At 72.2% G+C, this 21,070-nt stretch carries 7 protein-coding genes; all 7 read right to left on the bottom strand.

Annotated elements, in window-relative coordinates; genetic code table 11:
- Positions 1 to 28: 28 nt before the first annotated feature.
- The 7 genes from dpgC to AB0I49_RS19015 all read right to left on the bottom strand — a co-directional run bounded on the left by dpgC (position 29) and on the right by AB0I49_RS19015 (position 21,067).
- Complete coding sequence (dpgC, locus tag AB0I49_RS19045) at positions 29 to 1,333, bottom strand: (3,5-dihydroxyphenyl)acetyl-CoA 1,2-dioxygenase DpgC (RefSeq protein ID WP_363228145.1); 1,305 nt, start codon at positions 1,331 to 1,333, stop codon at positions 29 to 31.
- On the bottom strand, positions 1,330 to 1,989 hold the full coding sequence (gene dpgB, locus AB0I49_RS19040) for an enoyl-CoA-hydratase DpgB (RefSeq protein WP_363228144.1): 660 nt from the start codon (positions 1,987 to 1,989) through the stop codon (positions 1,330 to 1,332). The genes dpgC and dpgB overlap by 4 nt, the downstream gene beginning before the upstream one ends.
- Before the next feature lie 14 nt (positions 1,990 to 2,003).
- Positions 2,004 to 3,224, bottom strand: a complete 1,221-nt coding sequence (gene dpgA / locus AB0I49_RS19035) for a 3,5-dihydroxyphenylacetyl-CoA synthase DpgA (RefSeq protein WP_363228143.1) — start codon at positions 3,222 to 3,224, stop codon at positions 2,004 to 2,006.
- A gap of 145 nt (positions 3,225 to 3,369) precedes the next feature.
- A complete protein-coding gene (locus AB0I49_RS19030; protein WP_363228224.1) occupies positions 3,370 to 4,680 on the bottom strand; it encodes a PLP-dependent aminotransferase family protein in 1,311 nt (436 codons plus the stop codon).
- 493 nt (positions 4,681 to 5,173) lie between these two features.
- On the bottom strand, positions 5,174 to 6,337 hold the full coding sequence (locus tag AB0I49_RS19025) for a cytochrome P450 (RefSeq protein WP_363228142.1): 1,164 nt from the start codon (positions 6,335 to 6,337) through the stop codon (positions 5,174 to 5,176).
- A gap of 146 nt (positions 6,338 to 6,483) precedes the next feature.
- On the bottom strand, positions 6,484 to 7,710 hold the full coding sequence (locus tag AB0I49_RS19020; RefSeq protein ID WP_363228140.1) for a cytochrome P450: 1,227 nt from the start codon (positions 7,708 to 7,710) through the stop codon (positions 6,484 to 6,486).
- 181 nt (positions 7,711 to 7,891) lie between these two features.
- On the bottom strand, positions 7,892 to 21,067 hold the full coding sequence (locus tag AB0I49_RS19015; protein WP_363228139.1) for an amino acid adenylation domain-containing protein: 13,176 nt from the start codon (positions 21,065 to 21,067) through the stop codon (positions 7,892 to 7,894).
- Positions 21,068 to 21,070: the final 3 nt, after the last annotated feature.

Here is a 21,070-nt window from a genome sequence, read left to right as displayed (position 1 = left end):
CGGTGCGCCCCGTCGGCGGCCCCGGCCGTCATCGGCGCCCCGCGAACCGGCCGACCTTCGCGATGACGTCCTCGTCGTAGAGTCGCAGGGCCTGCTGGAGGGCGAACTCGGCCATGTAGCGCCGGAATTCGTCCGGCGACTCCTCCGCGAGGTTCAGCATTCGACGGTTGGCGACGACCGCCGGAGCGCTCAGCCGCTCGACGCCTCTGGCGACGGCCGCGTCCATCTCCTCCGGCTCCACGACCTCGTCGGCCACCAGCCGGGCGTCGGGTTCGCTCGCCCACAGCCGCCGTCCCTGGAGGATGACCTGCCGGGAGACGCGCGGTCCCGTGTGCCGGCCGAGCCGGAAGTTGCCGGCGCCCGGCACGATGCCCTCGCGGGCGGCGGGCAGCGAGAAATAGGCGTCGGCGGCGGCCACCACGTGGTCGAGGACGAGGAGGAGCTGCATGCCCCCGCCGATGGCGAAGGTGTCGACGGCGCCGATCCAGGGCTTCTCGACCGTACGCGCGTGCCACGCCCCGCCGCCGTCGGCGCGCACTCCCCGCACGAGCTTGTGGAGGTAGCCCAGTTCGCGGCGGAGCAGGAAGTCGACCAGCGAAATGTCGCCCGCGTGCAGGCTCTTGAGGTTGATGCCCGCGCTGAAGACCCGTTTGCCGCGGTAGCGGGGGTGGGTCATCTCGCCGCCGCGCACCACCCCCACGCGCACCTCCGGGTCGAGGAGCGCGAGGTCGACGGCGATCTCCATGTCGTCGACCTGTTCGACGTCCTCGGCGTTCAGGCAGTCGTCCCGACACATCGTCAGGTAGGCGGCGCCGTCCAGTCGTTGTACGGTCACCGACCGCGTCCGCGCCTCGCCGGTACGGCGGAAGGCGGGCAGCAGTTCCAGGGCGCGCGGCGTCGGCAGCAGCATGGTGTCGAGCAGATGCGGGCCCGCGACCGGGGAGCCCAGGACCGCCCGCAGGAAGATGCCCTGATCGATCTCGTGCCCCTCCTTGTCCGCCTGGCGCCGCTTCCGGTCGTCGGCGAGCCGGTCGGCCGAGGGGACGAGGGAGGGGAATTCGACGGCGGCGGCCTCGACCAGTTCGGCGAGGCGCAGCCCGACGGTGCGGCCCGCGGTGAGCCGGTCGTACACGTCGTCGGCGTGCGTCTCCAGGAAGCGGACCCGCTCGGCGCGGGCCGCGTCCTTCGCCGCGGCGGCCGCGGCCCGCTGCTCGGGCGAGCGGGAGCCGGGCTCCGGCAGCGCAGCCAGCAGCTCCTCGGCGCGGGCCGCGGCCTCGTACAGGCTCGGCCAGACGCCGCCGGCAGTCGCCGTGGAAGGCCGGACGATGGTCATGAAGCCTCCCGCGCGGCGCTGCGCAGCACGCGGTCGCAGGCGGCCAGGTGCGGGCCGAGCGCGTCCTCGAAACTCATCGTCCTGGCGTCGAGCAGGAGCTGCCGGCGGATCGCGAGATCCTTCCCCGAGAGGCCGCTGACCAGCCCGGCGGCCGCCGCGACCGCCTGTTCGGGGTCGTCGACGAGCCCGTCGACGATGCCGAGCGTGCGGGCCTCGGGCGCGTCGATCGGCAGGCCGAACAGGACGGCCCTGCGGGTCCGGGCGGCGCCCGCCAGCTGTACGAGCCGGAAGCCGGCCATGCCGGGCCAGGTGGCCGAGCCGTCGCCGTGCACCAGGAGCCGGGTGTCGAGGGCGGCCACCCGGATGTCGGCCGCGAGGAACGCGTCGAGGGCCGCCCCGCCGCACTCCCCGTGGGCGAGGGCGAGCGTCGCCATCGGGAGCCGCTCCAGCCTGCGCACGGCGCGTTCCCACTTGCTGACGAGCATGACGTCCAGGCCGCTGCTCCAGTCCCCCGCCGGAGCCCCGGTGACCTGCACGATGACGACGCCGGAGCCGCCCCGGTCCTCGGCCCGGTCGCAGAGGCCCGCCAGGGCCTTGACCGACGCGGTCGACAGCGGCTCCGCGCCGTCGATCTCCACCATGAGCGTGTGGTCCATCGCACCCTCCGGGTTCACCATCGGATCAGCGCCGTCTCTAGCGTGGAGCCGGGCCCCATGGTCATGAGCACGCCGTAGTCGCCAGGCGCCGCGACGCCTTCGTCGTGGAGCCGTTCGTAGGAGAAGAGGAACGAGCCGCTGGAGACATTGCCGTGGTCGCGCAGCACGCCGGTGGTGTGCCGCACGGCGTGGCGGGTCAGCCCGAGGTTGACGACGACGGCGTCGACGACCTTCTTGCCGCCCGAGTGGACGAGCCAGTGGCCGATGTCGCTCCGGCGCAGTCCCGTCCCCGAGAGCAGCCGGTCGACGACGATCTCCGCGTGCGCGCCGACCACGTAGGGGATCAGCGGATCGAGGTAGAAGCTGAACCGCCCCAGGTCGCGGTCCCACTCGTAGCGCATGGCGTCGACCGCGTCGGGGATGATGCAGCTCGCGAACTTGAGGATGCCGGGGCCGCCGGAAGCGGCCGCTGCGGGCTCGCCGGCCGGCGGTCCGGCCAGGGTCAGCGGGATCTCCGTAGGGTCCGTCAGCAGCGCCACGGCGCCGGCGCCGTCCCCGAACAGGCTGTTGACGACGGCGGTCCGCATCGTGGAGTCCATCGCGTACGCCGCGGAGCACGCCTCCACGCACAGGACGACGGCGAGGTCGCCCGGGTTCGCCGCGGACCAGCCCGCCACCACGTTCAGGGCGTTGAGGCCCGCGTTGCAGCCCATGCCGACGATGTCGGAGCGGCTGCAGTGCCGGTCGATGCCCAGTTCGCGGATGAGGAGCGCGCTGATGCCGGGGGTGAGGAAGCCGGTGGAGGTCACACAGCACAGATGGCGCAGGTCGGACAGGTCGGCGCCCGCCCGGCGCAGGCAGTTCAGCAGCGCCTCGGCACCCATGTCGACGGCCATGCGCTTGTGCTTGTCGAGCAGGTCGCCCTGCGGTTCCACGGGCCGCACACCGTCGTCGTCCGGGTCGGGGAGGCTGAGGTTGCGCCGTTCGATCGCGCTGTTGAGGAAGACGGAGCGGATGCGGGGATCGGTGATCCCGAAGGCTTCGAGCACCTCTTCCTGGGTGTAGGAGGTGGGGCTGGTCGCCGTGCCCACCCCGACGATCCGGGGCCGGGCCAGCACCGCCCTCGGTTCGCGGACGCCGATCGCCGGGGCCGCGGCGCCGAGCGGCGCCGGGTCCAGCAGCGCCACGGATTCCGCGCTGTCCATGCCTTGCGGCCTGTCTACGCTGACGGTCATCGGAAGGTCCATCCCCACATACGTCGTTTGGTGCGCGGCCGCTGTATGCCACGGACACTGATCACTTCGGTCGCCCTTCTCTTGGGCACCCGCCGGGCGCGAATGAAACGGGTGAAGCGGTGAAGCGGTGAAGCGGTGAAAGCTTTCAGGAGGGTGCGCTCGCCGCCTCGATGAAGCGTGCGAGCCGCGCCGTTCCCTCGGTGATCTCACTGGGCGTCACATAGCTGATGGAGAGCCGGAGTTCGCGCACTCCGCCGCCCTCGGAGCCGCCTTCGGAGCCGCCTTCGGGCCCGTCCCCATGTCGGCCTCCGAGATCGCCTCCGAGTTCGCCTCCGGGGTAGAAGTAGCTCATCGGGGTCCAGATGACGCCGAACTCCTCGGCGGACCGGACGAGCGCGGCGTTGTCCGCGCGGAACGGCACCCGCACGCCCAGGAAGAAGCCGCCCGAGGGCTCGTTCCACCGCACGCCGAGAGCCGCTCGGCGGTCGGCCGGCAGCCGCGCCTCCAGCTCCTGGAGCGTGTGCCGCAGGGCGTCGTCGTAGTGGACGGCCGCCTTCGCGTTCAGCTCCGAGAGCCGGCCGCGCGCGGCCAGCAGGGCGCCCGCCACCACCGCCTGGCTCAGCGACGGGGTGTTGACCGTCACCATGCTCTTGATCTTGGCGAGTTCGTCCGCGAGCAGCGTCCTACGGCCCGCGTCGTCCACGACCGGCTGGTCGGCGACGACGAAGCCCAGGCGGGCGCCGGGAAAGACGGTCTTGGCGAACGAGCCGATGTGCACGACCCTGCGCGCCCGGTCCAGCGACTTCAGCGTCGGCAGCGGCGGGCCGGGGCTGACCAGGCGGTACGGGCTGTCCTCCACGATGAGGAGGTCATGGCGCGCCGCCAGCTCCAGCAGTTCGGTACGGTCCCGCAGCCCCATCGTGGTGCCGGAGGGGTTGGAGTGGTCCGGGATGACGTAGAAGGCGCGCGGTCGCCGCCCCCGCGCCCGCTCCTGCTCGATCACCGCTTCCAGCGCCTCGCGGCGGAACCCGTCCGGTCCCTCCGGCACCGGGGTCACGGGGATGTCGAGCAGCCGGGCCGCGCCGGTGATGCCCATGAAGCAGGGGCTGGCGACGAGGATCGCGTCCTCGGGCCCGCCGACGAGCGCCCGCAGCACGAGCAGCATGGCCTCCTGCGCGCCGACGGTCACCACGACGGACTCGGGCGGTACGTCGATGTCCTCGTCCACGCGCAGCCAGTCGGCGACGATGTCGCGGATCTGCCCGGCGACGGGCCCGTACTGGTACATGAGGGTGCGGATGCGCTCCGGCGAACTCCCTTGCGCCTCCTCGTGATCGAGGTAGCCGCGGAGGTAGCCGAAGATCTGCTCGGTGTCGAAGAAGCCGTCGTACGGGCGGCCGGGTGCGAAGGAGATCGCGTCCGGGTAGCGGAGCGTGACCTCGTTGAGGAAAGTCATCGTGTCCAGGACCGGGTCGCTGACGCTGGAGTGCAGCTCGCCCTTGCGCAGCCGCACGCCGGGGCCGAATGAGGTCCCGGTCCTGGCCCCGGCCCCGGGACCGTCTCCAGTCCCCGCCCGGTACGCGGACGCGGTCATAAGGTCCGTACGTTCATGGTCCGGCCGTACACAGTCGTCGGCGCTCTGCCCATCCATCGAATTCCCCCCGCGACACCGGTGATCGAAAAAGACTTTTCCGGTGGCCATTTCCCCAGTTCTATTCCAGCAGCTCGCTCCGTGATCCCCGCTGCCGCCACCTCTCCCGGAAGCTCGGATCAAGCGCGGGCAGCGTCGAAGAGCCTCGAACGGAAGGAGCCTCGAACAGCATAAGCAGATACGGCCTGCCCAAGGGCCCTGTCCAACCAACCGAATTCTCCACTTGGGCAGGGCACCGAGAATTCGGAACACTCCCCCACGCCGCACCGGCCGCGAAACCCACCGGAACCCGCACCTCCTACCAGGCGACCGGCAGCGTCTCCACCCCGTACTGCGGGGCGAACGGCCGGTACCGCAGCTCCTCGGGCCGCACGCCCAGCCGCAGCTCGGGGAAACGCTCCAGCAGCCGCGCGAAGGCGATCCGCATCTCCATCCGGGCCAGCGACGCGCCGAGGCAGAAGTGGACGCCGTGGCCGAACGCCACATGGGCGGCGGTTCCGCGGGTGATGTCCAGGCGGTTCGGGTCGCCGGGCGTCTCCGCGCGGTTGGCCGCGATCAGCGAACAGCCCACGGCCTGACCGGCCTTGACCACCTTCCCCGCCATCGGCACGTCGACCACGGCCGTGCGGGGCGAGGCCGTCGAGACCACCGACACGTACCGCAGCAGCTCCTCCACCGCCCCGTCCATCAGCTCCGGCCGCTCCCTGAGCAGCGCGAGCTGGTCCGGGTGGAGCAGCAGCGCGAGCAGGCCCAGCCCCAGCATCTGGGCGGTGCTCTCCACTGCCGCCGAGACGAGGAAGGTGGCGATCCCCGCCAGCTCGTGGTCGGTCAGCTCCTCGCCGTGCTCGCGGATGAGCATGCCAAGGAGGTCGTCGCCGGGGTCGCCGCGCTTCTGGATCATGACCTTGACCAGGTACCTGTCGAGCGCCTGCACCGCCGCCGCCTGCTTCTTGGCCCGGCTGGTGGAGCGGATGTCGAGCATGCGCGCCAGGTCGGCCAGGTCGTCGCGGGGGAGGCCGAGCAGCCCGCAGACGACCTGTCCGGGCACGGGCCAGGCGAAGTGGCGCAGCAGGTCCGCCGGCTGTCCGGCCCGCTCCAGGACGTTGAGCCGGTCCGCCACGATCTCCTCGATGATGGGCTCCATCCGGCGCATTCGCCGCACGGTGAACTCGGGTGTCAGCATCTTCCGGAGCCGGGCGTGGTCCGGCCGGTCGTAATGCAGCAGGTTTCCGGTGTCGAAGGGCTGCCCGTCCATGGTGTGGGCGGGGCGCGGTTTTCCGGTGAACCGCTCCGCGTCGCTGAGAACCGCCTTGACCTCGGTGGGGCCCGTAGCGATCCAGTCGAGCACGGCGGAACCGGAGACTTCGACGAACGGCGTCTCCTCGCTCATCCGGACCAGCTCGGGCAGGGGGTCGATCCCGTTGCGACGCTGGTACACGGGAACATTCGATTCCTTGGGCATCCCTGGACTCCTCTCATTCCTCGTGTTGCGTTTCTCGTGCTGTGTTCGTCTCCGTGCCGTGCTCGTCTCGTGCTGCGTTCGTCTTGTGTTGCGTTCCGCGTGCCGTGTTTGTCTTTTCGCGCTCGTCGTGCTGCCTTCGCCGTCGTTCATTCCCAGGCGAGCGGCAGTTTCTCGATTCCGTAAATCGGCCGCGACTGCGACCGGAACCGCAGTTCCTCGCGGGGTACGGCCAGCCGCAGCCGGGGAAAGCGCTCCAGCAGCCGGGCGAAGGCGATCCGCAATTCCATCCGGGCCAGCGGAGCGCCGACGCAGAAGTGGATGCCGTGTCCGAAACCCACATGCGTGGTGCTGCCGCGGGTGATGTCGAGGTCGTCCTGCGGCGCGTCGGGGTACTGGGTGCGGTTCGCCGCGAACAGCGAACAGGCCACGACCTCGCCGGCCTTCACGGACCGGCCCGCGAACTCCACATCCACCAGCGCGGTACGGAAGTTGGCGAGCGGCACGACGGCCACGTACCGCAGCAGTTCCTCGACCGCCTGGCCCATCAGCTCCGGCCGCTCCCGGAGCAGGGCCAGCTGTTCGGGGTGGTCGAGCAGCGCCAGCGTGCCCAGCCCCAGCATCCCGGCCATGTTCTCCAGACCGGCGCCGATGGTGGCGTCGATGAGCCCCACCAGGTCCGCGTCGGTGATGCTCTCCCCGTGGTCCCGGAGCAGCATGCTGATCAGGTCGTCGCCGGACGGGTCCAGGCGCTTGCGCGCGACGAACCGGTCCAGGTAGTCGGTGAAGGCGTGCTCCGCGGCCATCACCTGCTTCCGCGGCCCGTCGCGGCGCTGGCCGAGCAGCATGTTCCGGGTCAGCTGGGGCTGGTCGTCGCGCGGAATGCCGAACAGCGCGCAGGCGACCAGGCCGGGTACGGGCCAGGCGAAGTGGCGCATCAGGTCGGCCGGCTGCCCGGCCCGCTCCAGCGCCCCCAGCCGGTCCGCCACGACCTCCTCGACGACGGGCTCCATCCGGCGCATCCGCCGCACCGTGAGTTCCGGCGTCAGCATCTTCCGGATGCGGGTGTGCTCGGGCGGGTCGTTCTGGAGAGGGTTCCCGGCCTGGGCCAGCCGCCGGGACTCCGCCGCGGTGTCGGCGACCGGGTTCGTACTGAACCGGTCCGTGTCGCCGAGGATCGCCCGGACCTCGTCGAGGCCGGTGGCGATCCAGCTGTCCCCGACCGGGCTCACGCCGCGGACGAACGGCGTCTCCGCTCTCATCCGGCGCAGCTCGGGCAGCGGGTCGAGCCCGTCCCGCCGCATGTGCACGGGTACGTCCGTCGGCTTCGGCTCATCCCGCCGCTTCCGCGGCGGCGCTTCTTGAGGCTTCGTCATACGCGGTCACCTTTCCGGTCGTACCTCTCTCGCCCGTGCCGCCCACTCCGTGGGGCGGTCGGCGCCGACGGGCGCGGCGGGCGGTGGACGACGGGCCGTACCGTCCGCCGCGCCCTTCGACTCACCTTCTCCTGCGCGCTGTTCATTAGGAATCGCTGTCGGCGCGTCAACCGCCTTTGTCTTACGTTCCGTTCGGCCTGTTCGCCCCGCGCAGCTTCTCCGCGACGATCCGCCCGATGTGCGAAAGGTTGGCCGCCTGGAGCAAGTCGTCGTGGCCGGCGTCGATTTCGTGCGTGGCGATCTCGCCGCCCGTGTACGGCCGCCAGCTCGCGACCGCGTCCGGCACGCCCATCCCTTCCGGCCGGTCCCCGGCCGCGACGAACACCGTGAGATCACCGGGGAAGAAGCGCGGCTCATGGCGCTTTCCCAGCTGGTAGGTGTGGCGCATGATCTCCTCCATGTTCGTCACCAGCGGCCCGCTCACGCCCGGCGGGTAGGCGCCCTCCGCTCCGAAGACACCGCCCGCGCCGCCGTCCTCCTGTCCCCGGTAGCCGCCCCGTTCGTCCTGGTTCTCCAGGTCGACCACGGAGACGGTGCCCATGGAGTTGGGATAGCTGTCGAGCAGCGCGAGGAGCCCGACCTTCTCCCCCAGCTCGGCCAGCCGGGCGGCGACCGCCTGGGCGAACAGCCCGCCCGCGGACCAGCCGAGGAGGTGGTACGGGCCGTACGGCTGGAGGCCCCTGATCCGGTCGGCGTAGTCGGCCGCCATCTCCTCGACGCTCCCCGGCAGGGGCTCCGGCCCCGCGAGCCCGCGCGCCTGCACGCCGTAGACCGGCTGGTCCGCCGGCAGGTGCGGGAGGATCGACGCGTACCCCCAGCCGAGGCCAGTGTTGTGGTGCACGCAGAACAGTGGCGGGCGGTCGCCCTCCGGCCGCAGCGGCAGCAGTACGCCCAGGTCGTCGCGGTTCCTGACCTTGCGGAGCGCCGTACCGGGCCGGTCGCCGTCCCGCTGCTCGTACGCCACCGTCAGCAGCCCCGTCAGGGTCCGCTTCGCCCGCTCGCCCGTACGGAACATCCGCTCGCCGCCGGGGCCGAACGGGCAGGCCACGAACCGGCCGCCGGTCAGCCCCGGGGCCTCCGCGTAGCCGCGCGCCAGCGAGGCCCCCGCGATGTACAGGTCTCCCGCGACGCCCGTCGGCACCGGCCGCAGCAGGTCGTCCAGTACGAGCGCGCGGGTGCTGCCCATCGGCCGCCCGGCGGGTGCCTGTGCCGGAAGCGACTCGTCCGGTACGGTCCGGTGGCCGAGCCACGAGCCGGCCGTCTCCGCCGTGCCGTGACCGCTCACCAGCGCCACGTCGGGGTGGCGCTCCCGCCACTCGGCCATGTCGCCGACGGTGACCTGCTCGCCGCCCACCACCATGACCTCCGCGAACGCCGGTCGCCCGGCGGCCGCGGGCTCCGCGAGAGCCGACAGCCTCTCGCGCGTGGTGGCCAGCAGCCGCGCGCCGTCGCCCCGGCCGTCCGGGGCATCCGTCGCGGCGACCGACGACAGGTCCCCCGCGGGAACGCCCAGCCGGACGCCGCCGCCCGCGCAGAGCGCGGCGAGCAGGGGCGTGACCAGCGCCGACGCGGGAGCCCGTACGTCCAGCACCGCTCCGCCGGCCATCGCGGAGTCGTCCATCCGGTGCGCCACCTGGTTGACCAGGGCACGGTGCTCCACGACGGTACCCGCGGCGGCAGCGCTCACCGCTTCGGCGGCGTCGAGCACCAGAGCCGCGTGGTCGGGCGAGGGCATGAAGCCGGGCGGAAGGGCATGGCCGGGCGAGGGTGCGAGGCCGGGCGGGGGCGCGTGGCCCGGCCCCGTACGCCCCGCGCCGTTCGCCGCCGACGCCGATGTCGACGCAGATGCAGATGCAGATGTCGACGCCGTTGCCGATGCCGTTGTCGACGCCGATGCCGTTGTCGACGCCGATGCCGATGTCGCCGCCGATGCCGACGACGGGGCGTCGGCCCGTACGTCCGGGGTCACCGTGACGACGGGCAGCGCGCTGCCCGCCGGCAGCAGGCCGGCCGCGGCCTCGGTGCAGATCAGCGCGGCGGTACGGGTCCGGCGCAGCCCGCGGACGGTCCCGCCGAGGGGCCGGGCCGGGTCGGCGAACAGGCAGGCGGCGCCCGCCTTGAACACGCCGAGCAGCGCTGCCACGAACGCGGCCCCCGGTTCCAGCGCCACGATCACGACGTCCTCCGGCCCGGTCCCCCGCCCCGCGAGCCGCCGGGCGAGCGAATCGGCCGCCGCGTCCAGCTCGCGATAGGTGAGCGCGCCGCCCGAGTCCGTGACCGCGATGGCGTCGGGGGTACGGGCCGCCTGCGCGGCGAACAGATCGACCACAGTGCCGCCTGGCGCGCGGGTCTCGGTACCGCCGTTCCCGGTCACCACCATCCGGCCGTGCTCCGTCCGGCCCAGCAGGATGTCCACCGCACTGAGGCGCACCTCGGGATCGGCCGCCGCCTGCTCCAGGACGCGGACCAGCCGGTCCGCGAGCGCCCTGGCGGTGGACGGGTCGAAGAGATCCGTGGCGTAGCGCAGCACGCCGTCGAGCCCGGCCGGGGTCCGGTCGTCCTCCAGCCGCTCCACCAGGGAGAACGCGAGGTCCATCGGGGACGTCCCGCCGTCCACGGGGAGCCGGGTGGTGTCCAGGCCCGCCAGTTCCGCCGTGTCCCACTTCTCCGCGACGTCGTCCCGCACGTCGAGCAGGACCTGGAACACGGGGTGGGCCGCCTCGGAGGCCGGCCCCGACAGCGCGGCCGCGATCCGTTCGAACGGCACGTCCCGGTGGGCCTCGGCGGGCAGGGCCGCCTCCCGGATGCGGTCGAGCAGCTCCCCGAACGTGGGGTCGCCGGAGGTGTCCGTCCGCAGCGCCACCAGTTCGGTGAAGGGGCCCATCACGCCGTTCAGGCTCTCCTCCTCATCCTGGCGGGGCAGCACCGTCCCGAGCATGATGTCGGTGCCCGAGCCGAGCCGGGTGAGCAGCAGCGCGAGTGCGGCGTGCACCGCCATGAACGTCGTCGCCCCGTGCTCCTCCGCCGCCTCCGCCAACCTGTCGTGCGTGTCGGCGTCGAGGCTCAGCTCGACGGAGTCCGCCCGGTACGACGCCCGCTGCGGGCGCGGCCGGTCGATCGGCAGCGGCATCGTCGCCGCCACGTCGGCGAGGGTGTTCTTCCAGAAGGCGAGCTGGTCGCCGACCAGGCTCTCCGGCTGCTTCTCGCCCTGGAGCAGTTCCCGCTCCCACATCGCGTAGTCGGCGAACTGGAGCGGCAGCGGGGCCCGTTCGGAGGCCCGCCCCTCGCGCCGGGCGCCGTAGGCCGCCACCAGGTCGCGTACGAGCACGTCGAGTGACGCGTCGTCAGCGGCGATGCGGTGCACGACGAGGAGCAGTACGTGCTCGGTGTCCGAGAGGGCGAACAGGTACTGCGCCCAGGGCGTCTCCCGCGTGAGGTCGAACCTGTGCCTGCCGTTCACAGCCAGCAGCCCCGACAGTCCTTCCTCCGTCGCCGGCACCACGGTGAGCCGGGGTCGCACGGTGTCGTCGGCGGGTTCCAGGACATGTTGGACGAGTTCGCCTTCGCCCGTACGGGAGAAGACCGTCCGCAGGATGTCCTGGCGGGCCGCGATGTCCCCGAGCGCCGCCTCCAGCGCCGCCCGGTCCAGCTCGCCCACCAGGCGCAGCGCGAGCGGCAGCCGCAGATCCGCGTCCTTGCCCAGCCGGGCCGACTGCCAGATGTGCGACTGGTTCGCCGAGAGGGGGATGCCGTCCGGGCGGTCGACCGGCCGCAGCACCGGGCGCGCCTTGGACTGCAGCATCCGGGCCACGCCGAGCGGGGTCGACGCGCCGAAGAACTGACGCATATTCAACTCTGCGCCGAACTCGGTCCTGATGCGTGCGGCGAGCCGCATCGCGAGCGTCGAGTTGCCGCCGACGTCGAAGAAGCTGTCGTCGACGCCGACCCGTTCGACCTCCAGCACCTCGGCGAAGAGGTCGCAGACGGCCTTCTCCATCTCGCTCTCCGGCGCCCGCCCGGAGCTCCGCTCGCCGAAGTCCGGCACCGGGAGCGCGGCGTGGTCGAGCTTGCCGTTGGCGGTCAGCGGCAGCGACTCCAGCGCGACGACCGCCGCCGGGATCATGTAGTCCGGCAGCGCCTTGCCCATGTGTTCGTGCAGCAGGAGCTGGTCGAACTCCGGTGTCGTGGGAACGATGTAGCCGATCAGCCGCTTGTCGCCCGGCCGGTCCTCGCGTGCGACGACGGCGGCCTGGGCCACATCCGGGTGCGAGGCCAGCACGGACTCGACCTCACCCGGCTCGACCCGGAACCCACGAATCTTGACCTGCTCATCCGCACGACCGGCGAACTCCAACAGACCGTCGGGCGTCCACCGGGCGAGGTCACCCGAGCGGTACATGCGAGCACCGGGGGCGAACGGGCAGGCCACGAACCGCTCCGCCGTCAGCCCCGGACGACCCACATAGCCACGTGCCAGCCCGGCCCCGGCCACGTACAGCTCACCCGTCACACCAGGCGGCACCGGCCTCAAGAAATCGTCCAGAACGAAAACCTGCACATTGCCGAGGGGACGGCCGACCGGCGGCGGCGCGTCCTGCGGGCCGATGCCTTCCGCCAGGAGCGTCGCTGTGGTGATCACGGTCGCTTCCGTCGGACCGTACGTGTTCCACACCCGCGCCCCGGCCCGCCACCGCGCCGCCAGATCGGCAGTCAGGCGCTCAGCGCCCAGCACCCAGTTCTCGACACCCGGCACCGCCGCCGGATCCAGCACACCGAGGAGGGACGGGACCACGCTCGCCACACTCACGCCCGCCGCCTCGATCATCCGAGCCAGCGCCTCCGGCTGCGTACGTTCCTCACTCGACGCGATGGCCAGCGTGCCGCCACCGCCCAAGGTGACCGCGACATCGAGCACGGCAGCGTCGAAGCTGAACGACGCGAACTGAAGCGCCGTCACACCCTCCGATACCCCCAACACGGGCCGCATGGCCTCCGCCAGGTTCGCCACACCGCCGTGCGCGACCGCCACGCCCTTCGGACGGCCCGTCGAACCGGAGGTATAGATCACGTACGCCAACTGCTGTGGGGTGGTGTTGTTTTGAGGAGCGTCTGATGCCTCGATGGCTTCCGCCGCTTCGTCCAGCACCACGAGGCGCGTGGCGGCTACCTCCCTCACATCGGTCGCTGTCTCGGCCGTCGCCAGGACCACCGACGCGTCGCTGTCGGCGATCATGTAGGCGAGCCGGTCAGCGGGGTATTCGGGGTCCAGCGGTACGTACGCGCCGCCCGCCTTCCACACCGCCAGCAGCCCCACGATCATGTCCACACCACGCGGCAGGCACAGCCCCACCCGAGACTCCCGCCCCACCCCGAGGCGGATCAGGTACCGGGCCAGCCGATTCGCCCGACCTTCCAACTCTCCGTACGACACAGCGTCGGAACCGCTGCGCACGGCGACGGCATCCGGCGCCGAGCGGACCCAGCCGGTGAAGAGGTCCAGCGCCGTTGCCGCTTCTTGCGGCCGGGCGGTGGCGTTCCACTCCCCCACGACACGGGAGCGCTCGGCCCCGTCGAGCACCTCGATGTCGCCGAGGCGGGTGTCAGGGTCGGCCGCGACCTGGGCCAGTACGCGCGCCAGACGGGCGGCGAGGGCCTGGGCGGTCTCCTCGTCGAAGAGGTCGGCGGCGTACAGGATGCCGCCGTCCAACCCCGCCGGAGCACCGTCCTCGGCACGCCGCTCGGTGAACGCCAGCGCCAGGTCGAAGCGGGTCGGTGGCGCGGAGAACGGCGGCAAGGGGCTGACCTCAAGACCTGGCAGCTCCCATTGGGCCTCCGGCACGTTCCCGGCTGACAGCATCACTTGGAACAGCGGGTTACGGGCCATCGAGCGCGTCGGGTTCAGCTCCTCCACCAGGCGCTCGAACGGGATGTCCTGATGCGCGTACGCGCCGAGGTCCCGCTCCCGCAGCCGCGCCAGCAGCTCGGCGAAGGTCGGATTCCCGCTCACGTCGGCGCGCAGCACGAGCGTGTTGACGAAGAGCCCCACCAGGGCTTCCGTCTGCGCGTCGCCACGGCCCGCGACCGGCGTGCCCAGCGGGATGTCGTCCCCGGCGCCCATCCGCGACAGCAGCGCGGACACCGCCGCGTGCATCACCATGAACATCGTCGCCCGGCCGCGCCCGGCGAGTTCCACCAGCCGCGCGTGCGTCGCCGCGTCCACGCGCACCGGCACACTGCCGCTGCGGAACGACGGCACCGCGGGCCGCGGACGGTCCAACGGAAGAGTCAACTCCTGCGGCGCGCCGGTCAACACCTCACGCCAGTAGTCGAGCTGACCGCTCACCAGGCTCTCCGGATCATCCGGGTCGCCCAGCGCGGCGCGCTGCCACAGCGCGTAGTCCGCGTACTGCACCGGCAGCGGCTCCCAGTCCGGGGCCCGTCCCGCGCGGCGTGCAGCGAAGGCCGTCTCCAGGTCGCGTGCCAGCACGCCCATCGACCAGCCGTCGGACGCGATGTGGTGCGCCACGATCAGCAGTACGGACTCCGAGGGCGTGGCCCGCAGCAGGGTCACCCGCCAGGGCAGGTCCCCGCTCATGTCGAAGCCGTGGCCGGCGTGGGCGGCGAGGGCCGCTTCCCACTCCTCCTCACGGGCTGCCGTGACGACGAGCGGCGGGCGCCCCTCCTCGCCTTCCAGCACCTGTTGGCACGGCACGCCGTCGACATCGGGGAAGACCGTCCGCAGACTCTCGTGCCGGTCCGCCACATCACCGAGCGCCGCCTCCAGCGCCGCCACGTCCACCTCGCCCGAAATCCGCAGCGCCAACGGCAAGTTGTACGCGGCTGCCGCGGCCGGGTCGTCGCCCACCCGGTTGAGGAACCACATCCGCTGCTGCGCGAACGACAACGGCAGTGCCTCGGGCCGTACTTGACGCACCAGCACGGAACCGTCCGCGCTCTGCGCCCGCTCGATCAGCCGCGCGATGCCGGCCACCGTCGGCGCGCCGAACAGTTCCCTGATGCTCACTGCCACGTCCAGCATCGACCGCACCCGCGCGATCAGCCGCATGGCCAGCAGCGAGTCACCGCCCAGCTCGAAGAATCCGTCCTCGGCGCTCACCCGCGCCACCCCCAGCACCTCGCCGAACAGGCTGCTGACCAGTACTTCGGCGGGCGTCTCGGGAACCCGTCCGGCAGCGCGGCCGGTCGTCTCCGGCACGGGCAGCGCGGCGTGGTCGAGCTTTCCGTTGACGGTCAGCGGCAGCGCCTCCAGCGCGATGACCGCCGCCGGGATCATGTAGTCCGGCAGCGCCTTGCCCATGTGTTCGTGCAGCAGGAGCTGGTCGAACTCCGGTGTCGTGGGAACGATGTAGCCGATCAGTCGCTTGTCGCCCGGCCGGTCCTCGCGTGCGACGACGGCGGCCTGGGCCACGTCCGGGTGCGCGGCCAGCACGGACTCGACCTCGCCCGGCTCGACCCGGAAGCCACGGATCTTGACCTGCTCATCCGCACGACCGGCGAACTCCAACAACCCGTCCGCCGTCCACCGCGCCAGGTCGCCCGAGCGGTACATACGGGCGCCGGGAGCGAAGGGGCACGCCACGAACCGCTCCGCCGTCCCTCCCGGCCGGCCTACGTAGCCGCGCGCCAGCCCGGCCCCGGCCACGTACAGCTCGCCGACCGCACCGACCGGGGCCGGCTTCAGGAAGTCATCGAGGACGAAGACCTGGACGTTGTCGAGGGGACGGCCGACTGATGGCGGCGCGTCCTGCGGGCCGATGCCTTCCGCCAGGAGCATCGCTGTGGTGATCACGGTCGCCTCGGTCGGACCGTACGTGTTCCACACCCGCGCCCCGGCCCGCCACCGCGCCGCCAGATCAGCGGTCAGCCGCTCCGCACCCAGGACCCAGTTCTCGACACCCGGCACCGCCGCCGGATCCAGCACGCCGAGGAGGGACGGCACGACGCTCGCCACGCTCACGCCTGCCGCCTCGATCATCCGGGCCAGCGCCTCCGGCTCCGTACGCTCCTCACTCGACGCGATGGCCAACGTGCCGCCACCGCCCAAGGTGACCGCGACATCGAGCACGGCAGCGTCGAAGCTGAACGACGCGAACTGCAACGCCGCCACGCCCTCCGACACGCCCAATACCGGCCGCATGACCTCCGCCAAGTTCGCCACACCACCATGCGCGACCGCCACGCCCTTCGGACGGCCCGTCGAACCGGAGGTGTAGATCACATACGCCAACTGGGCGGAACTGAGCACGTGTTGGATGGCGTCGGACGGCTCCGCGTCGATGTCCTTCGCCACCCGGTCCAGCTCGACAGCGGTCGCCGAACCCGCCTGCACGCCGGACAGCGTCCCGGCCATGCCCACCACCACCGACGCACCGCTGTCGGCGATCATGTAGGCGAGCCGGTCCGGCGGGTACTCCGGGTCCAGCGGTACGTACGCGCCGCCCGCCTTCCACACCGCCAGCAGCCCTACGATCATCTCCACACCACGCGGCAGGCACAGCCCCACCCGTGACTCCCTGCCCACACCCACCCGGGTCAGGTACCGGGCCAGGCGATTCGCCCGACCTTCCAACTCTCCGTACGACACAGCGTCGGAACCGCACCGCACGGCGACGGCGTCCGGCGTCGAACGGACCCAGGCACCGAACAGGTCCAGCACCGTCCCCGTGACCATCGGCCGAGCGGTGGCATTCCACTTCTCGACCACGGAGGACCGCTCCTCCGCGCCGAGGACGTCGATCTCACTGACGCGGATACGAGCGTTGTCCGCGACCTGTTCCAGCACGCGCGCCAGCCGGTCGGCGAGGGCCTGGGCGGTCTCCTCGTCGAAGAGGTCGGCGGCGTACAGGATGCCGCCGTCCAGCCCGGCCGGGGAACCGTCCGCCGCACGCCGCTCGCCCAAGGTCACCGACAGGTCGAAGTGCGCGGGCGGCGCCGCCAGCGACGGCATCGGGTCCACCTGGAGGCCCGGCAGCTCCCATCGCGTCTCCGGCACGTTCCCGGCGGTCAGCATGGCCTGGAACAGCGGGTTGCGGGCCATCGAGCGTACGGGATTCAGCTCCTCCACCAGACGCTCGAAGGGGATGTCCTGATGCGCGTACGCACCCAGGTCCCGCTCCCGCAGCCGCCCCAGCAGTTCGGCGAAGGACGGGTCACCGCTCACGTCGGCGCGCAAGACGAGCGTGTTGACGAAGAGCCCCACCAAGGCTTCCGTCTGCGCGTCGCCACGGCCCGCGACCGGCGTGCCCAGCGGAATGTCGTCCCCGGCGCCCATCCGCGACAGCAGCACCGACACCGCCGCGTGCATCACCATGAACATCGTCACGCGCCCGCGCCCGGCGAGTTCCACCAACCGCGCGTGCGTCGCCGCGTCCACGCGCACCGGCACACTGCCACTGCGGAACGACGGCACCGCGGGCCGCGGACGGTCCAACGGCAGAGCCAACTCCTGCGGCGCCCCTGCCAACACCGCACGCCAGTAGTCAAGTTGACCGCTCACCAGGCTCTCCGGGTCGCCCAGTTCGCCCAGCGCGGCCCGCTGCCACAGCGCGTAATCCGCGTACTGCACCGGCAGCGGCTCCCAGCCCGGCTCGCGCCCGGCGTGCCGGGCCGCGTAGGCCGTTTGCAGGTCCCGTCCGAGCACGCCCATCGACCAGCCGTCGGACGCGATGTGATGCGCCACGATCAGCAGCACCGACTCCGCAGGAGACAGCGTGAACAGCCTTGCGTGCCAAGGAAGTTCCGAGCTGACGTCGAACGCGTGCCGGGTGTGTTCGGTGACGACCTCTTCGAGCCGGTCCTCATCGGTCTCCACGGTGACGAGCCGGGGCCGTCCCGCCTCGCCGTGCAGCACCAGCTGGTGGGGCACGCCGTCGACATCGGGGAACACCGTCCGCAGACTCTCGTGCCGGTCCGCCACATCACCGAGCGCCGCCTCCAGCGCCGCCACGTCCAGCTCACCCGAGATCCGCAGCGCCAGGCGCATGTTGTACGCGGCAGCGGCGGCGGGTCCGTCATCCATCCGGTTGAGGAACCACATCCGCTGCTGCGCGAACGACAACGGCAGTACGTCGGGACGCGCCTGACGTTCCAGCACCGCTTCGTGCGCGCTCCGGGTCCCGTCGATCAGCCGGGCGACGCCTGCCACGGTCGGTGCGGCGAACAGCTCCTTGATGCTCACCGTCGAGTCCAGCACCGACCGCACGCGCGCGATCAGCCGCATGGCCAGCAGCGAATCGCCCCCCAATTCCAGGAAGTTGTCATCGGCGCCGACCTGTTCCAGCTCCAGTACCTCGCCGAACAGGCCGCTCAGCACCTCTTCCGTCGGCGTCGCGGGGGCGCGCCCACTCCTGACCGCGAGGTCCGGCGCCGGGAGGGCGGACTTGTCCAGCTTGCCGTTGGGTGTGAGCGGCAGCGCGTCCAGCGGCACCACCGCCGCCGGGACCATGTGCTCCGGCAGGCGTCCGCCGGCGTAGTCGCGCAGCGCGGTGCCGTCGAGCCGGTGACCGGCGGCGGGGACCGCGTATGCGACGAGGAGTTTGACGCCCGGCCGGTCCTCGCGGACCACGACCGCCGCCTGGTCGACGGTGTCGTGCGCGGCGAGTACGGCCGCGATCTCGCCGGGCTCGACCCGGAAGCCCCGGATCTTGACCTGCTCGTCCGCGCGCCCCGCGAACTCCAACTGCCCGTCAGTCGTCCATCGGGCCAGGTCGCCAGTGCGGTACATGCGAGCGCCGGGGGCGAAGGGGCAGGCCACGAACCGCTCGGCGGTCGGCCCTGGCCGGCTCGCGTAGCCGCGCGCCAGTCCGGCCCCGGCCACGTACAGCTCACCGGTCATGCCGGGCGGCAGCGGGCGCAGGAGGCCGTCCAGGACGAAGGTCCGGACGTTGCCGAGCGGGCGGCCGATCGCGGGCGGCGCGTCCTGCGGGCCGAAGCCGTCCGCGAGCAGTCCGGCCGTCGCGATGACGGTGGTCTCGGTCGGCCCGTACGCGTTCCACAGCCGCGCACCGGCCCGCCATCGGCTCGCCAGCTCAGGGGTCAGTCGCTCCCCACCCACCAGCCAGTTCTCGACCTCGGGCACGGCCTCGGGGTCGAGCATGCCGAGCAGCGACGGCACGCCGTTCGCGACCCGCACGCCGGAGCGGCGGATCATCGCCGCGAGCGCGGCGGGGTCGGTGCGCTCCTCGCCCGACGCGATGGCCAGCGTGCCGCCGCCGCCCAGGGTGACCGCCACGTCCAGCACGGAGGCGTCGAAGCTGAACGACACGAACTGAAGCGCCGTCACCCCCTCGGCCACGCCCAGCACCGGCCGTACGACCTCCGCCATGTTGAGCACGCCGCCGTGCGTCAGCGCGACGCCCTTCGGCCGTCCTGTCGAGCCGGACGTGTAGATCACGTTGGACGACTGGGCGGGGCTCGTCGGCAACTTCAGCGGCGACGCCTGCTCGGCGTCGAGCGCCCGCTCGGTCGCGGCCGCGTCCAGCAGCACCACGTGCGCGGCCTCTGCTTCCCTTCCGGTTTCTGCTTCCCTTCCGGCCTCTGTCTCGCTTCCGGCCCCTGTCTTGCTTCCGGCCGACGCCTTCTCCGCCGTCGCCGACGTGGCCAGGACGACCGTCGCGCCGCTGTCAGTGATCATGTAGGCGAGCCGGTCAGCGGGGTATTCGGGGTCCAGCGGTACGTACGCGCCGCCCGCCTTCCACACCGCCAGCAGCCCCACGACCATGTCCGCACCGCGCGGCAGGCACAGCCCCACTCGCGACTCTCGCCCCACACCGAGGCGGCGCAGATAGCGGGCCAGCCGATTCGCCCGACCTTCCAACTCTCCGTACGACAACGCGTCGGGACCGCACCGCACCGCCGCCGTGCCCGGCGACCGCGCCGCCCACTCCTCGAAGAGATCGACCAAAGTGCCCCGCGGCACCGGCCGGGCGGTGTCGTTCCACTCCCCCACCACGCGGGAGCGCTCGGCCCCGTCGAGCACGTCGACGTCGCCGACCCGCATCGTCGGATCGGCGGTCAGCTGTTCCAGCACCCGCACCAGACGGCCGACGATCGACTCGACGGCGGGGCGCTCGAAGAGATCGGGCCGGTAGTCGATCTCGCAGGTCATGCGGGCGCCAGGAGTCAGGAGCAGGGTGAGCGGATAGTGCGCGGCCTCCTGCCCGCTGATGAGCGTGATGGCGAAGGCGTCCGGGTCCGGCGCCTCGGCCGGGGGGCGGGGGTAGTTCTCGTACACCACCAGTGTGTCGAAGACCGCGCCGGGGCCGGCGGTCCGCTGGACCTCCGGCAGCCCGAGGTGCTGATGCGCCATCAGGGCCGACTGGCGTTCCTGAAGCCGCGTCAGCATGTCGATGACGGGCTGTCCGCCGTCGAGGCCCACCCGTACCGGCAGGGTGTCGATGACGAGGCCCACCATGGACTCGACGCCCGGCAGTTCGGCGGGCCGCCCTGCCGAGGTCGCGCCGAAGACGACGTCGTCGCGGCCGGTCAGCCGGGCCAGCACCAGCGCCCACGCGCCCTGCACCACCGTGTTCACGGTCAGGTCGTGGCGCTGGGCCAGCCGCGCCAGGCCCTGGGACAGGTCGGCGGGCAGGCGGGTGCTCAGGTTCGCGTACGACTCGGTCGTACGCTCCGGGGCCGCGGGCGACACGAGCGTCGGCCCGTCGACCCCCGCCAGGGACGCCCGCCACGCGCTCCGGGCCGCCTCCTTGTCCTGCCGGTTCAGCCAGGCCAGGTACTCCCGGTAGGACGTCGTCCGCGGCAGCCCGGCGGTGCTGCCGCCCGCCGCGTAGACCGAGGTCATCTCGCCGATCAGCACTGGCAGCGACCAGCCGTCCATGAGGATGTGGTGATGAGTGATCACCAGGCGGTGCCGCTCGGGACCGAACCGCACGAGCAGCAGGCGCAGCAGCGGGGGCACGCCCATGTCGAACCGTGTCGCGCGCTCGCGGGCGGAGAGCCGGTCGAGTTCGGCGAGGGCGTCGGCCTCCGCCAGGCCGGAGAGGTCCGCTTCCCGCCACGGCAAGGTCACCGCTCGCGCGACGATCTGCACCGACTCGCCGGACTTGCGCTGGCGGAAGCCCGCCCGTAGCGCGGCGTGCCGGGCCAGCAGCCCCTCCCACGTCGCCCGCAGGCGGCCCGCGTCCAGCGGCCCGGTCAACTCCATCGCTCGTTGCGCCTGGTAGACGTCCGGGGTCTCGCCGTCGAAGGTGGCGTGGAACAGCATCCCCTCCTGCAACGGCGACAGCGGCCACACATCTTCGACACGGGACTGGGTCATCGC

The organism is Streptomyces sp. NPDC050617 (genome assembly GCF_040654795.1).
Taxonomy (GTDB): Bacteria; Actinomycetota; Actinomycetes; order Streptomycetales; family Streptomycetaceae; genus Streptomyces.
The sequence above is the reverse complement of the archived record's forward strand: the minus strand, read 5'-3'. Positions and strand labels throughout refer to the sequence as shown.